Source organism: Kibdelosporangium phytohabitans (genome assembly GCF_001302585.1).
In the GTDB taxonomy this organism is placed as follows: Bacteria; Actinomycetota; Actinomycetes; order Mycobacteriales; family Pseudonocardiaceae; genus Kibdelosporangium; species Kibdelosporangium phytohabitans.
Window position 1 is genome coordinate 1,659,810 of sequence record NZ_CP012752.1, and the last position, 13,325, is coordinate 1,673,134.

Annotated in this window: 18 protein-coding genes; 10 read left to right on the plus strand and 8 right to left on the minus strand. The window is 67.2% G+C overall.

What is annotated here, in order from left to right; all coding sequences use genetic code 11:
* Positions 1–2: 2 nt before the first annotated feature.
* Positions 3–1,607, plus strand: coding sequence for an alpha/beta hydrolase (locus tag AOZ06_RS07560; RefSeq protein ID WP_083471555.1), 1,605 nt, complete (start codon positions 3–5; stop codon positions 1,605–1,607).
* 59 nt (positions 1,608–1,666) lie between these two features.
* Entirely contained in the window at positions 1,667–2,629 is a 963-nt protein-coding gene (locus AOZ06_RS07565; protein WP_054288773.1) for an ABC transporter substrate-binding protein, read from the plus strand.
* 247 nt (positions 2,630–2,876) lie between these two features.
* Here AOZ06_RS07565 and AOZ06_RS07570 read toward each other — a convergent pair whose 3' ends face one another.
* The 4 genes from AOZ06_RS07570 to AOZ06_RS07585 are packed head-to-tail and all read right to left on the minus strand — an operon-like array spanning position 2,877 to position 6,493.
* Positions 2,877–3,212, minus strand: coding sequence for a hypothetical protein (locus AOZ06_RS07570; RefSeq protein ID WP_054288774.1), 336 nt, complete (start codon positions 3,210–3,212; stop codon positions 2,877–2,879).
* 48 nt (positions 3,213–3,260) lie between these two features.
* Complete coding sequence (locus AOZ06_RS07575; protein WP_054288775.1) at positions 3,261–4,793, minus strand: MFS transporter; 1,533 nt, start codon at positions 4,791–4,793, stop codon at positions 3,261–3,263.
* A 39-nt stretch (positions 4,794–4,832) separates the two neighbouring features.
* Entirely contained in the window at positions 4,833–5,510 is a 678-nt protein-coding gene (locus AOZ06_RS07580) for an LppX_LprAFG lipoprotein (RefSeq protein WP_063810317.1), read from the minus strand.
* A gap of 35 nt (positions 5,511–5,545) precedes the next feature.
* The gene (locus AOZ06_RS07585) at positions 5,546–6,493 is read right to left on the minus strand and encodes a GlxA family transcriptional regulator (RefSeq protein ID WP_225953165.1); all 948 of its coding nucleotides are present in this window, start codon (positions 6,491–6,493) and stop codon (positions 5,546–5,548) included.
* 70 nt (positions 6,494–6,563) lie between these two features.
* Here AOZ06_RS07585 and AOZ06_RS07590 point away from each other — a divergent pair, with 70 nt between their 5' ends.
* Positions 6,564–7,835, plus strand: a complete 1,272-nt coding sequence (locus tag AOZ06_RS07590; protein WP_054288778.1) for an MFS transporter — start codon at positions 6,564–6,566, stop codon at positions 7,833–7,835.
* Here AOZ06_RS07590 and AOZ06_RS07595 read toward each other — a convergent pair.
* On the minus strand, positions 7,798–8,013 hold the full coding sequence (locus AOZ06_RS07595; RefSeq protein WP_054288779.1) for a hypothetical protein: 216 nt from the start codon (positions 8,011–8,013) through the stop codon (positions 7,798–7,800). The two genes, AOZ06_RS07590 and AOZ06_RS07595, sit on opposite strands and share 38 nt — an antisense overlap.
* 140 nt (positions 8,014–8,153) lie before the next feature.
* Between AOZ06_RS07595 and AOZ06_RS07600 the strand changes: the two genes are divergently transcribed.
* Together AOZ06_RS07600 and AOZ06_RS53545 are read left to right on the plus strand one after the other, a co-directional pair.
* A complete protein-coding gene (locus tag AOZ06_RS07600) occupies positions 8,154–9,008 on the plus strand; it encodes a helix-turn-helix domain-containing protein (protein ID WP_054288780.1) in 855 nt (284 codons plus the stop codon).
* Positions 9,005–9,217: a DUF397 domain-containing protein gene (locus AOZ06_RS53545; RefSeq protein ID WP_083471559.1), complete on the plus strand. Its 213-nt coding sequence runs from the start codon at positions 9,005–9,007 to the stop codon at positions 9,215–9,217. Before AOZ06_RS07600 ends, AOZ06_RS53545 begins: the two co-directional genes overlap by 4 nt.
* A gap of 79 nt (positions 9,218–9,296) precedes the next feature.
* Here AOZ06_RS53545 and AOZ06_RS07605 read toward each other — a convergent pair whose 3' ends face one another.
* From AOZ06_RS07605 to AOZ06_RS07615, 3 genes are all read right to left on the minus strand, one after another.
* Positions 9,297–10,505 carry a tyrosine-type recombinase/integrase gene (locus tag AOZ06_RS07605; protein WP_054288781.1) on the minus strand — a complete coding sequence of 403 codons (1,209 nt, stop codon included), beginning with the start codon at positions 10,503–10,505 and terminating at the stop codon, positions 9,297–9,299.
* 4 nt (positions 10,506–10,509) lie between these two features.
* A complete protein-coding gene (locus AOZ06_RS55970) occupies positions 10,510–10,851 on the minus strand; it encodes a hypothetical protein (protein WP_169798875.1) in 342 nt (113 codons plus the stop codon).
* A gap of 163 nt (positions 10,852–11,014) precedes the next feature.
* Positions 11,015–11,425 (minus strand): hypothetical protein, encoded by a 411-nt coding sequence (locus AOZ06_RS07615; protein WP_157232889.1) that lies wholly within the window; start codon positions 11,423–11,425, stop codon positions 11,015–11,017.
* Between the two features lie 208 nt (positions 11,426–11,633).
* Between AOZ06_RS07615 and AOZ06_RS07620 the strand changes: the two genes are divergently transcribed.
* The 5 genes from AOZ06_RS07620 to AOZ06_RS61210 are packed head-to-tail and all read left to right on the plus strand — an operon-like array spanning position 11,634 to position 13,255.
* Positions 11,634–11,891: a helix-turn-helix domain-containing protein gene (locus AOZ06_RS07620; protein WP_054288784.1), complete on the plus strand. Its 258-nt coding sequence runs from the start codon at positions 11,634–11,636 to the stop codon at positions 11,889–11,891.
* Positions 11,888–12,202, plus strand: a complete 315-nt coding sequence (locus AOZ06_RS07625; protein ID WP_054288785.1) for a helix-turn-helix domain-containing protein — start codon at positions 11,888–11,890, stop codon at positions 12,200–12,202. The genes AOZ06_RS07620 and AOZ06_RS07625 overlap by 4 nt, the downstream gene beginning before the upstream one ends.
* Entirely contained in the window at positions 12,199–12,927 is a 729-nt protein-coding gene (locus AOZ06_RS07630; protein WP_054288786.1) for a hypothetical protein, read from the plus strand. Before AOZ06_RS07625 ends, AOZ06_RS07630 begins: the two co-directional genes overlap by 4 nt.
* Entirely contained in the window at positions 12,924–13,124 is a 201-nt protein-coding gene (locus AOZ06_RS07635) for a hypothetical protein (protein WP_054288787.1), read from the plus strand. Before AOZ06_RS07630 ends, AOZ06_RS07635 begins: the two co-directional genes overlap by 4 nt.
* Positions 13,121–13,255: a hypothetical protein gene (locus AOZ06_RS61210; RefSeq protein ID WP_257721460.1), complete on the plus strand. Its 135-nt coding sequence runs from the start codon at positions 13,121–13,123 to the stop codon at positions 13,253–13,255. Before AOZ06_RS07635 ends, AOZ06_RS61210 begins: the two co-directional genes overlap by 4 nt.
* Positions 13,256–13,325: the final 70 nt, after the last annotated feature.

Below are 13,325 nucleotides of genomic sequence, written 5' to 3' on the forward strand. Positions count from 1 at the left end.
GAATGCCGTTATCCGGCGATCTTGAAAACGTGCGTCGTACCAGGGGAATCGGAGCGCTGGCCGTCGGCGCGCTGCTCGCGTTGACCGCGTGCTCCACAGTCGTTCAGGGAACGCCGGTGGCCGGTGGCGCCGCCAAACCGGTCGGACCTGTGCCGCCCGGCCTGGAGAAGTTCTACACCCAGCCGGTGAATTGGGAAGCCTGCGCGAAATACGCCACAGACGAGACCAGCTCGACGCTGTACGACGATGACGCCCTGCGGTGTGCGCGGTTGCGTGTGCCGCTCGACTACGCCAAGCCGGACGGTCGTGAGATCACGATCGGCTTGTTGCGCAAGAAGACCGCGACGGGAGCGGGGCGGATCGGTTCACTCGTGGTCAACCCCGGCGGCCCCGGCCAGTCCGGTATGCAGTCGGCGGCGCAGCTCGCCGAGGAGTGGGATGATCCGCTGGCCGGCCGGTTCGACCTGGTCGGGTTCGACCCGCGCGGTGTCGGGTCGAGCGAGCCGGCCGTGAAGTGCCTGACCGACAAGGACAAGGACGCTGAGCGGCTGGAGCCGCCCGTCGCCGGGACCGGGCCGGAAGCCGTTGCCGCGATTGAGAAGGAGAACAAGGAGTACGTCGACAAGTGCGTCGCCAACACGGGCGCCGAAGTGCTGGCCAATATCGGCACTCGGGATGTCGTGAAGGACATGGACGTGCTGCGTTCGGTGCTCGGTGACCAGAAGCTGAACTACCTCGGCTTCTCCTACGGCACCAGGATCGGGACGGCGTACGCGGAAACCTTCCCCGGCAACGTCCGCGCCATGGTGCTCGACGGCGCGGTGGACCCGAACGAAGACCGGGTGGCCGGTGCCATCGGCCAGGCCAACGGGTTCAAGAAGGCGTTCGACGCGTTCGCCGCGGCGTGCGTGCTGGAACCGGACTGCGCGCTGGGCGCCGACGCCGCGCAGGCGGAGGCGAAGCTGGACGCGATGCTGGAGCCGCTGAAGACCAAGCCGGCCAACGGGGGCGACCGGCTGTTGTCCTATTCGGACGCGGTGACCGCCGTCCTGCAGTGCCTGTACTCCGAGCAGCTGTGGGACACCTTGAACAAGAGCCTCGCCGACCTGGTCAAGGGCGATGGCCAAGTGTTGATCCAGTTGGCCGACCTCTACCTCGGCCGTGGCGAGGACGGCAAGTACGCCAACATCCACGACGCCTTCACAGCCGTGCAGTGCGTCGACGACCCGCCGGTCAAGGACCGCGCTGTGGTCGAGGACCAGGCGCGCAGGATCAGGGAGGGCTTACCCAAGAGCGCGCTCGACGACGACGAGGCGTTCGTCGCCGCGCTGGACGAGTGTGCGTTCTGGCCGGTGCCCAACACGAGTCAACCCCATGATCCGAAGGTGCCCGGACTTCCCAAAGTCATGGTCATCTCGTCGACCGGGGACCCGGCCACCCCGTACGAGTCGGGCGTGAAGCTGGCCAAGGCGCTCTCCGGGGTCCTGCTGACCGTGGAAGCCAACAGCCACACCGCGTTCCTCGGCGAGAGCGACTGTGTGAACGACGCGGGCGCGGCCTATCTGACCGACCTCAAGTTGCCCGCGGAGGGCACCAAGTGTTCCTGACCGTCCAACGGAATGCGACAGGCGTAGTCGGCGGCGCGCGGCCGTGCCATTCTGTGCGCATGACTCGCCCACGTCGCGCCTTTCTCGGCGTGCTCGCTGCTGCCCTCGTCGCGGCCGTCTCCGGCTGCGGCTTGTTGTCCGGCGAAGATCCCGCACCGGCAGGCGCGGAACAAGCCAAGATCAGACTGGGCGTGCTGCCGATCGTGGACACGGCGGCGGTGCACATCGCGATCAAGAAGGGCTACTTCAAGGACGAGGGCGTCGAGGTCGAGCTCAAGACCATCCAGGGCGGCGCGGCGGGCATCCCCGGCCTGGTCAACGGCGAGCTGGACGTGACGTTCGGCAACTGGGTCTCGTTCCTGTCGGCGCAGGCGAGGGGCGTCGCCGATCTGAAGCTTGTCGCGGACGGCTACCGCGGCAAGCCGGACATGTTCCTGGTGGTGACCACACCGGACTCGACGGTCAGGACACCGGCCGACCTGGCCGGCAAGAAGATCGCGGTGAACACCAGGGCGAACGTGGTCGAACTGGCGGTGCGCGCGGGCATGAAAGCCAAGGGCGTCGACGCGAACGCCGTCCAGTTCACCGAAATGCCGTTTCCGGACATGCAAGCGGCCTTGCAGCGCAAGGACGTTGACGCGGCCCTGCTCGTCGAGCCGTTCCTGACCCGTGCGATGCAACAGATCGGCGCGGTGCCGGTGCTGGACACCATCACCGGCGAGGCGACGGACCTGCCGATCGGCGGCTATGCGACGACCGCGAAGTTCGCGCAGGCCAGTCCGAAGACTGTCGACGCGTTCCGGCGTGCTCTCGTTAAGGCACAACGGGATGCGGGCGACAGGGCCGAGGTGCAGAACGTCATCACCGGGTACGCGAAGGTGGACGCCTCCATCGCCGGTGTCCTGCGCCTGGGTCTGTACCCGGGCACCATCGACGTTCAGCGCCTGAAAGGTGTTGTGGCGCTGATGAAGGCGAACGGAATGCTGACCGGCGACGTCGACCCCGGCCGGATGCTGCTCTAGGACGGCACCTGGAATGGGTTGCGCGGCAACGCTTTCGGCCGCGCAACCTCGGTAGGCGTCGGTTCTGCTTGTTGCTGGCTGAACAGGTTCTGACGAGAGGCTTTGCCTTCGGTTCGTGGCGCGGTGTCCGCGTCGTCGGCGTTGGCGTGGCTGAAGAGATCATTCGGTGGGGTAATGGCGCACATCCTTAATCAGCAGCGCTATACCTCTCCGAGTGTAGCCGCGAGCCTCCCGTCGGATGGCCACTTCAGGGTGAGGCGCGCCGTTGCCGTTCTCGTACCGCGATCGGCGCGCCGGCTAGGTCCTCGTCGTTGCAGAGCAACTTGACCTCGTAGTACGGCGCGTCGCCACTGTCGTCGTAGTCCAGGTGGATCGCCATGACGTCCATTGGCTCGCCGAGCCACTGCTCGGCCTTCCGTAGCCATGCTGCCGACCGTTCCAAGGCGGAGGGCAGATCGTCATCGCGGAAATCCACCGGGCGGTACGCCACGTCCTGGACCAGATCCTGCGCATTGTCCAGCCGGGGCAGATCAACCGCCACGCCGGCTTCGTCTAGATTCAGTACGACCCGTTGCTCGGTCACTTTTGAAGGGTCTCTTAATCTCAGCGCCTTCGCAATCCACGATCGATGTCAATCGGCGCGGCGCACCGCGCCGGTCGCCAGCGCGAGCACGGCGCCCACCACGCAGATCACCGCCGTGATCAGGAAGATCTCGCTGTACTCGGTGTTCAGGGCCTCGAACAGTTTCGCTTTGTACACCACGACTTCGGCGTCGAACTGCTCCTTGGGCTTGCCGAACGGCAACGGCGTGTTGAGGTTGGCGGTGAGACTGTGAAAGCGGTAAAGACCCCACGCTGTGAGGGCAGCCACACCGACAAGCATGCCCGTCATCCTGGCCACGACCACCCCGGCGGACGCCACTCCGTGTTGCGCTGCGGGTACAACGCGTAGTACGACCGACGACAGCGGGCCGATCACCGTGCCGAGCCCGAGCCCGGCGATGACCAGGTCGGTGTCCAGTCTCGGCAGCGCGAACAGGCCGAGGTCGTGCCGTGCGGCCAGCACGTCGACCGGCCAGCCGGAGATCAGCAGGTACCCGGCCGCGGCGACGAGCAGACCGCCGAAAGCCACCCACCGGTCACCGATCCGGGACGCCAGCCAGCCGCCGACGAGCGCACCCACCGGCAACGCCACCAGGAATCTGACCAGCAGGAATACCGCGTCCGTGCGGTCCTTGCCGAGCAGTGTCTGGGCGACCAGTTCGACGTTGACCAGCGTGACCATCAGCGCCGCGCCTGCTGTGACGGACGCGCCGAGCGCGGCGAGGAACGGCCCCATCCGCACACCTGCGGGGTCGATCAGCTTGGTCCGCGCCCGTTTCTCCCACGCGAGGAAGACCAGCAGCGCGACGAACGCACCGATCAGCACGGGAATGCCCCACGGCGGCAGTACCGCCTTCTGCGGTTCGGGGTTGTAGAGCCCGACGACCGCGAGGCCCAGCGTGACGGCCAGCAGCGCGCCGCCGGTGATGTCCACCTTCGCCGGCGCCGGGGCGTTCTTGTCCCGCCCGGGAACGGAGAAGTGGATCGCGACCATGGCGATGACCGCCAGCGGGACATTCACCCAAAAGAGGCCGCGCCACGACCCGAACGCGATGGCCAGCACGACACCGTAGATGGGTCCGAGGACGCTGCCCAGTTCCTGCGCCGCGCCGACCGCGCCCAGCACGGTCGACCGCTTGCGCTCCGCCCACAGGTCCGCCGCGAGCGCGAGCGTCACCGGCAGCAGTGCGCCGCTGGCGATGCCCTGCAGGACGCGCCCACCCACCAGGACGGGCATGTTCGTGGCGACAGCGGTGACGATCGACCCGACGGTGAACCCGACCAGGCAGGTCTGCAGCAGCGCCCGCCTGCCGAACCGGTCGGACGCCTGCCCGAGCAGCGGCATCGCGGCGATGTAGCCGAGCAGGTACGCCGTCACGATCGGCGTGGCCTGCTCGAGCCGGTTCACCGCGATGTGCATGTCGCGCATGATGTCGTTGAGCACGCTGACCACGACGTACGTGTCCAGCGCGCCGAGCAGGACCGCGAGTCCACCGGCCCCGATCGCGACTTTGCGACCCTTGCGTGGCGCCCCGGACACTGCGCTTTCGACGGTGGTCACCGCTCACTCCGCCCCGTGGCGCCGCGAAGACAGCTCATGTCAGACAGGCTTGGTCACGGTGACCGGCTTGTCCACCTCGGACAGTGTGATCTCGGCTGAGTTGCCCGGCGAGACCTCGACGAGCGCGCGGACCGGCAGGTGCTTGCCCTCTTGCTTGACCCACACCTTGACCGTCACGTCGGACTGCACCGGCACCAGGTCCTTGACCTTGTCCTTGGCGACCTTGCCCGCGATCCGGAAGGTCTTGTTGCCGTTGACGTCCTCGCGGCCCTCGGTGACCGGCGACTCGATCGACGTGAGCAGCTTGGCCACGCCCCGCTCCGGGTCGAGGATCGCCGACGGGTCGTAGATCTTGGTGGCGTCGCCGAACTCCTGCCACCCGCCGGTCACGGCCTTGATGTAGATCTTCTTCTCGAACAGCACGAAGTCGACCTCGAAGGTCTGCCCGAACTGGTCGAGCTGGGCCTTGCCGACGGCGTCGCCCTTCCTGGTGAGGTCGCCGCTGACGTCCTTGACGGGGACGCCGGGCACCTGGCCGTTGACCTTCAGCGAGAACGTGGCGCTGTTGATCGGTTTCATCGACTCGGACGCGTCCTTGAGCAGGCTCGCGCCGTCCGGCAGCGGCCCGGCGTTCGAGCCCGGGTCGTTCGACGTCGACGAACATCCCGCGGCGGTGACGAGTCCCAGTGCTCCGAGCACCAGCAGACGCTTCAACATGGCACGCATCGTAGGGGTGAGCGCCTGAGACTCCCTCATGAAGGCGGCCGGAACGTCTTGCGGTACGTCAGCGGCGACACACCGACGTTCACCCGCAGGTGCTGGCGCAGTGAGGAGGCTGTGCCGAGGCCGGATTCCCGCGCTACCCGGTCGACGGCCAGGTCAGTGCTTTCCAGCAGGTGCCGCGCGTGTTCGATGCGTTGGCGCAGCAGCCATTTCCCGGGGCTCATCCCGGTTTCCGCCCGGAACCGGCGGCTGAACGTGCGCACGCTCATATTGGCGTGCCCCGCCATGGCGTCCAGGTCCAGGCCGTCGGACAACCGCTCCATTGCCCACGCGCGGGTGGGCGCGGTGGACGCCTCGCCGATCTCGGGCATGGGGCGTTCGATGAACTGCCGTTGCCCGCCGTCCCGCCACGACGGCACCACGCAGTACCGCGCGGCGCGGTTGGCGACTTCGCTGCCGTGGTCGTTGCGCAGAACGTGCAGGCACAGGTCGATGCCCGCGGCCAGTCCGGCCGACGTGAGGATGTCGCCGTCGTCGATGAAGAGGACGTCCTCGTCGAGCTGGACTTTCGGGTACAGCTCACGGAACCTCCGCGTGTGGTTCCAGTGGGTGGTCGCCGGGCGTCCGTCGAGCAACCCGGCCGCGGCGAGGACGAACGCACCGGTGCAGATCGACATGATCCGCGTGCCCGGCCGGATGAGCGCGAGGGCTTCGGCCACCTCGGCCGGCAGCGTGCCCTCGTGGCGCGGACCCGTGATGCGTGTGCCGGGGATGATCACCGTGTCCGCCTCGGCCAGCGTCTCCGGACCGTGGTCGAGCAGCAGGCGGTAGCCGCCGTAGACGTCCACGGGTTTGTCGTCGACCCCGCAGACCCGGACGTCATAGGGCTTGGCCGCGGCGTCGAACACCATGGTCGGGATGGTCAGGTCGTATCCGATGGCCTCGGACAGCGCGAGTACGGCGACGACGTGGGTCATGGCCAGATTATTGCGCATGTTGTCAGCCGGGCCACTGTTTCGACGAGGACCGAACCGGCACGCTGATCGCGTGACACAACTCGAAGTGCGGACCAGGCGCGTGCACTGGGCCTGGTGGGTGGCGGGCGTCTCGTTCCTCGCGCTGCTCGGCGCGGCTGGTTTCCGCGCGGCACCCGGCGTCCTGATCGATCCGCTGCACCAGGAGTTCGGCTGGTCGCGCGGCACGATCTCGTCGGCTGTGTCGGTGAACCTGGTGCTCTACGGGGTGATCGCGCCGTTCGCCGCGGCGCTGATGGAACGACTGGGCATGCGCAAGGTCGTGGCCAGCGCGCTGGTCCTGGTCGCGGCGGGCTCGGGGCTGACGGTGTTCATGACCGAGAGCTGGCAGCTGATCCTCTTCTGGGGGATTTTCGTCGGCGTCGGCACCGGGTCGATGTCACTGGCCTTCGTGGCGACCATGACGTCACGCTGGTTCGTGAAGCACCGGGGCCTGGTCAGCGGTGTGCTGACGGCAGCGGGCGCGACCGGGCAGCTGATCTTCCTGCCGCTGGTGGCGGCGATGGCCACGGACATCGGCTGGCGTCCGGCGTCGCTCGTGATCGCGGGAGTGGCGCTGCTGGTGGTGCCGGTGGTGTGGATCTTCCTGCGTGACCACCCCGGTCACGTGGGCACGACGGCCCTGGGCGCGGAGACCGCCGAACCGCCACCGGCCCCGAACAAGGGCGCGGCCCGCCGGGCACTGCAGGTGCTGGGCAAGTCGATGCGCAGCGGCACGTTCTGGCTGCTCGCCGGAGGGTTCGCGATCTGCGGCGCGTCCACCAACGGCCTGGTGGGCACCCACTTCGTCCCCGCGGCACACGACCACGGCATCCCGATGACGACGGCAGCGGGCCTGCTGGCCCTGGTCGGCATCTTCGACGTGGCGGGAACGATCTTCTCGGGCTGGCTGACCGACCGGATCGACCCGCGCTGGCTGCTGGGCGCCTACTACGCCCTGCGCGGCGGCTCGCTGATGCTCCTGCCGGGCCTGTTCGCACCGACGGTCGAACCACCGATGTGGGCGTTCATCATCTTCTACGGCCTGGACTGGGTCGCCACCGTGCCACCGACGCTCGCCTTGTGCCGTGACAAGTTCGGCATGACGGGCCCGATCGTGTTCGGCTGGGTCTTCGCCTCGCACCAACTGGGTGCCGCGTTCGCCGCGACAGCCGCGGGCGCGACACGTGACCACACGGGCAGCTATGACATCGCCTGGTACGCAGCGGGCTTGTTGTGCCTCGCCGCCGCGCTGATGTCCTTGTTGATCAGGAAGACCCGGACTCCACGTGTCGAGGTGGTTTGATCGCTTCACGCATCGCGTCGAGCGCTTGTGGCGTGAGGATCGCGGTCAGGCCTGCGATCGCGCCACCGTCAATGTCGAGGGTCGTGGTGCCGTCGACGTTGGGGGTGGCGCGGAAGGCGCACCCGTCGAGCAGCACGTGGATATGAGCGAACAGTTCGCCGCGATTGGGTTCATGCACTGCGATTCACGTCTCGCCTTCATCGGTTCACGTCAGCCTTGAATGGTGCTCAGGGCCAAGAATGACCGTTCGTGAACCGTCTGCCAATGCCCTGATCGAGCGATCCTGATCGCTATGCAGCGTTGTCGTACGCTCCACGCGTGGATCAGAACAAGGCGAACGCCGTCCTCCGCGAACTCGGCGCCCAGGTGCGCGCGGCACGCAACCGCGCCGGTCTCGACCAGCGCTCGCTGGCCAGGTTCGCGGGATTCAAGGCGCACAGCCGGATCTCGGACATCGAGAATGGCAAGTACCAGGCGTCGGACGACGAGTACGAGCGTCTGCTCGACGCACTGGGCGTCACCGAGCACGGCGAGCGCGAACGGATTCTCGACCTGGCCGCGCAGGCGGTGGCGATCCGGACACCCGTGACCGTCGATCCGGCCGTGATCCTCGGGAACACGGTCCAGCTGATCGACCACGAACGTGTGGCGCGGCGGATCGTCGCCGCCGCGCCCCTGCTGCTGCCCGGCTTGCTCCAGACGAGCGACTACTCACGAGCAGTCCACGACGGGCGCTCTGATGTGGCGGCACAAGTTGCCCTCCGCGCAGGCCGACGGGATGTTCTTCTGCGTCGGGACCCGGTCCGACTGGTTGCGCTGATCGATTCGACCGTGTTCCTCCGCCCGGTGATCCCGCCAGCCGAGATGGCCAACCAGTTGCGGCACGTCCTGTGGCTGGGCGAACGGCCGAACGTCACGATCCAGGTAGTGCCGAGTCAGGCCTGCGGTTACCACCCCATGCTGGCGGGTCAGTTCGAGCTGATCGAGTTCTCGGCGGCGAGCCCGATCGTCCTCCTTGACCACCACTACGCCCCGACGTTCTTGCGGGAGCACGACGAGGTGGCGAAGTATGTCGAGGCGGCGGAACTTCTCCGCACGGAAGTGGCGATGAACGCCAAGGATTCCGCGACGCTCATCGCCGCGATTGCCCAAGGGATGGAGCGACACGGATGACCACACTCCAGCCAGCAGGGCGGTGGCGCAGGTCCAGCAGGAGCGCACCGCAGGGCGACTGTGTGGAGATCGAAGGCGCCTTACGGGCCGTGCGGGACAGCAAGAACCCGGCGTCCGAGTTGACCTTCGGCGCAAGCCAGGCCGTGGCCTCGCTCGTGCGGTCTCTCCGGCGTGTCCTGGTCGAACGGACCCACGAAACACAGAAGTAACACGGCATGCCTACGCTCACGCAGCTCAACAGGGGCAAACGCGGAGCTCCAAGATCAAAGGTCCGTAAACGGTCCACTTTCACCCGGTGTCCTCCTCGTCGTCGAACATGCCCTCCAGCGCCTCGGCCTGCTCGTGGTTCTCAACCTCCTCCTCGAGGTAGTACATCTTCACCACGGCCACCGAGTTGCCGAGCTGGGCCGCGATCTGCTCGACCGACAGTCCCTTCGAGCGGAGGAACACCGAGACGGTCTTGCGGATCACGTGCCCGGTCACCCAGTCGAACCCGCACGCCTCCAGGGCGGTGCTCTCCTGCTCCGCAGCGTCGGTCGGATGGATCCAGTTGCCCCGGGCGTTCGGGAACAGAGGGCCCGACCCGGCGGCGATCTTCAGCCGCAGCCACGTCTCGTGCGACCAGCCCGGGTACTTCAGCACCAGGTTCGGCGCGTCGCCTTTCCGGCCGGGCGTCCGCACCACGCCCTTGCCCTCCTCGGCCACCAGGTGGTGGTCGATCCGAACCGTGCGGGCGCGGGTGTCGACGCTGTCCCCGTCCAGGGCGATGATCTCCCCGACGCGGACACCTGTGGCCAGTTTCGCGCGGAACCGGTCAGGCATGTCCTTCCAGACACGTCCTTGGGTGCCGACGCTGCGGCCCCGCTTGTTGGTCTGCCGTTTCGTCGCGAACTCGTCGAGCTTGACCAGCAACTCCCGCCGTTGGTGCACTGTCAGCGACACGACCTTCTTGCGCTGCTGGCTGACCTTGTCGGTGGACCGGACCGGGTTGTTGGTCATCGCGCCGTGCCGGACGGCGAACTGGCACATCAGCCCGAACGCAACCTTCACGCGCCCCGCAGTGGCCTTGCTGGTCTTCGCCTCCGCGTTCTTGATCGCCTTCTCGCAGGTCATCACCGACGCTTCAAGCTCGCGGGCGGTGAGCTGCCCCACGCGGGGCAGCACCCAGTTCTTCACCCACAGCTTGTAGCGGTAGCCCGAGTTCGCCTTCAGGTCGCCGGTCTCGACCCGCAGGTCGACGTCCTTGGCCCAGAGGTTGTAGATGTGGGCCATCCGGCTGTCGCGGCTGATCTCGCCGCCGCGGACCTCCTCGGCGAGCTTGACCAGCGCCTCGCGGAGGTTCTCCTTGGCGTTCTCCTTGCCGGTGCCGACCCGGCGGGGCCGGATGTAGGTTCCGTCCGCCTGGCGGAACCTACATCGGGCTTCCCACCGTTTCGCGCCGATCTTTGTGGCCGTGATCTCCCCGTGTGTCCCTGGGGGCAACGGGCGTCTGGCCATGGCGTCACCTCCTCTTGTCGTCGATCACTCGCACCTTGTCGTCCATCAGGCCGGTCAGCGCGGACAGCCGTTGCCCAGCCTTCACCTCGGCGAGCTGCGTGGTGCTGCGGTCGACTGCCCGTTCGACCCGCTTGACGATCCAGCGCGCGACAGGGATCGCCGTGGCCACGACGAAGAAGCCCACCCAGCACACGGTGGCGCCGTGCTGCACCCATGACCGCGGCGCCGCGCTCGCCCGGCCCACCACCTCGACATAACCCAACAGCCCAGCAATTACGGTCAGTAGCAATGCAGCCCCGAGAAGGAACCAGCGATAGATGGCAACCTTCTGCAGGCCTCGCGGCATGTCGGACATGTTCTGACCGGCCCTTTCTCAAGAGGGCATCTCCCCAGCGATGCGCAAATTGCCCGTACGACTAGTCCATCGGGCCCAATTACGCACTAATACCGGATTCACTCGATCGAGTGAATCTGTGACACAGGGCAACTAACTCTTGGTCACAGTTTCGTCAACTTACGTCGCGCTCGTCGCGCGCTGATGGTTCGATGCCGCGCTCCTCCGAGCGTCGTCTCCGGAGGTCGGAGGCATCGCGCAGGAACTTCTCGGCGGCGACCGCTCCGGAGACCTGTTCGATCAAGTCGGCGAGCTTGGCCAAGTCGGCGCGGGACATCGTCATCACGGCCTCGAAGTCCGCCTCGGCCACCTGTCGTAAAGATGGCGGCTCCGGCAGAGAGGTTGGCTTCTCGCCGCGTTCCATCTGTTCGTAGCCACCCGCTTCGAGTCGGAGCGCGTCTTCGATCTTTCTTCGTGTCTTGGGTCTGGGCGTTGTGCGCCCCTTGCGTATGTCCAGCAGGTTTTGCCGAGACATGCCCCCTGCTGCGCGCAACAGGTCGGCGAGGTCCATGTCGAGCTCGTCCATCCGTTCGAGCATGCGTGTCTCGAGCGGTGTTGTTGCCTCCCCCGTGGAGTCCATACATCCAGCATGGCGGACAAAAACGGACATGTCTAGACGCACTTGTCACACGGCGTAGGGAGTCGATCACCGTTTAAGTCCAGAAGCGTCCTGTGTAGTCAGTTTGTGACCTTGAAGGCTAGACAACAGGACGCAACTGGACTTAACTGGACGCATGAGAACGCGCAAGATGGACGGCCGCAAGCTCCGGGAGGTGCGGGAGCGTCGCGGCCTCGTCGCCGAGGAACTCGCAGTCCTGGTCACCGAGCAGTTGGGCAACGAGGAATCCGTCTCCGCCTCGACCATCTGGAAGATCGAGACCGGCACACGGCAGCCGTCCGGCCGCGTGTTCGCCGCGATCTGCCGGGTCTTCGAGATCAAGGACGACGAGCAACTGCTCCTGCCGGTCGAGCCTGAGCAGGTGCCGGCATGACCGCGCCCGCCGCGCTCGCTGACGACCAGGCGTTCTACACGCCGAAAGAGGTCGCCCAGTTCTGCCGGGTCGACTACATGAGCGTCATCAACGCGTGCAAGGCCGGAACGATCCCCTGCCAGAAGTTCGGGCGCATCCGCAAGATCCCGGGCTGGTGGGTGCGGGAGCAGATCGGCCTGCCCAAGCCGGTGCTGTCGGTGGTGCCGGACCCGGCGCCGGTCGTGGCGGACTACGCACCGATCGCGGCGGTTCTGGAGATCTTCGGCCGTGCGGCACTGGACGCCGCGGGCGTGCTGCGAGGTGCGTCATGAACCACTTGGCTCGCGGGAGCGGCAGTCCATTTGACCGTATCCGCCAGGTCCGACCGGACGGCTCCGAGTTCTGGTCGGCGCGCAAGCTGCAGGTCCTCATGGGCTACGCGGCGTGGCGGAACTTCCTGCCCGCGATTGCCCGCGCCATCCAAACTGCGAGCAACACGGGCATGGACGTGGCCAGCCACTTTGCGCAGTCCCGCAATGTGGTTGGTCGCGCCCAGGGCGGTGGCAACGATCGCGAGGACTACGAGCTGTCGCGGCACGCCGCCCGGCTCGTCGCGATGAACGGCGACCCGAGCAAGCCCGAGGTGGCCGCGGCACAGGCCTACTTCTCGGAGCGCACGGGCCAGGCCGAGGCGATCGAGTCCGAGTTCGCCGCGTTGCCGGATTGGGCGCGGCATCAGATCGACACGATCCGGCGGGTCGGGAAGATCGAGACCGAGCAGAAGCGACAGGCCGACCAGTTGGACGAGGTCGCGGCCCGTGTCGAGTCGATCGAGGGCGCACACGACTGGTTCGCGGCGTTGGCCTACGCGAAGCTGCACGGTTTCTCGACGGAGCGCACCTTCCTCGCGAAGGTCGGCCGTCGCGCTGGCCAGATCTTGCGGGACAGCGGCGAGACGCCGGGCACGACCCAGCACCCCGCGTTCGGCACGGTCAACACCTACCCGGAGTGGGCGCTGGAGCGCGCTTTCGGGGAGTTGACGGCGGTGTCGTCGTGAACGGCCTGACCTCGAGCTGGTACATCGTGCTGCTGCCCGCCGAGGCCGCTTCAGACACCGAAATTTACGGGCCGTTCCGCTCGAAGGACGTGGCCCAGTCGCATGCGGATCGCTGGAACGAGCGTCACGGCGACCCTCAGGACCAGGCGGTCGTACTGCCTGTCCGCAACCCTGCGTTGCTCGGCGGTGCGTCGTGACGCGCCGGTTGTCCGCTTCGGAGCTGCGGGCCGCGCGACAGGCGGCCCGGATCGCGCCGGACACCTACGAGGACGCGCTGCGTCTGCTGGCGGCGATTGTCCGCTCCGGCCGACGCCGTCGCGCTGCCTGAACCCAAGAGCCGCAACAAAGAAGCGGGCCCGGTGCTGGAACACCGGGCCCGATCAAGGAGAGGAAGCCTC

Coding starts and splice junctions, on each gene's coding strand:
- AOZ06_RS07560 (WP_083471555.1), top strand. CDS start 3: ATGCCGTTATCCGGCGATCTTGAAAACGTGCGTCGTACCAGGGGAATC.
- AOZ06_RS07615 (WP_157232889.1), bottom strand. CDS start 11,425: ATGGACGAGCTCGACATGGACCTCGCCGACCTGTTGCGCGCAGCAGGG.
- AOZ06_RS07565 (WP_054288773.1), top strand. CDS start 1,667: ATGACTCGCCCACGTCGCGCCTTTCTCGGCGTGCTCGCTGCTGCCCTC.
- AOZ06_RS55970 (WP_169798875.1), bottom strand. CDS start 10,851: ATGCCGCGAGGCCTGCAGAAGGTTGCCATCTATCGCTGGTTCCTTCTC.
- AOZ06_RS07625 (WP_054288785.1), top strand. CDS start 11,888: ATGACCGCGCCCGCCGCGCTCGCTGACGACCAGGCGTTCTACACGCCG.
- AOZ06_RS07580 (WP_063810317.1), bottom strand. CDS start 5,510: ATGTTGAAGCGTCTGCTGGTGCTCGGAGCACTGGGACTCGTCACCGCC.
- AOZ06_RS07620 (WP_054288784.1), top strand. CDS start 11,634: ATGAGAACGCGCAAGATGGACGGCCGCAAGCTCCGGGAGGTGCGGGAG.
- AOZ06_RS07585 (WP_225953165.1), bottom strand. CDS start 6,493: ATGACCCACGTCGTCGCCGTACTCGCGCTGTCCGAGGCCATCGGATAC.
- AOZ06_RS53545 (WP_083471559.1), top strand. CDS start 9,005: ATGACCACACTCCAGCCAGCAGGGCGGTGGCGCAGGTCCAGCAGGAGC.
- AOZ06_RS07605 (WP_054288781.1), bottom strand. CDS start 10,505: ATGGCCAGACGCCCGTTGCCCCCAGGGACACACGGGGAGATCACGGCC.
- AOZ06_RS07630 (WP_054288786.1), top strand. CDS start 12,199: ATGAACCACTTGGCTCGCGGGAGCGGCAGTCCATTTGACCGTATCCGC.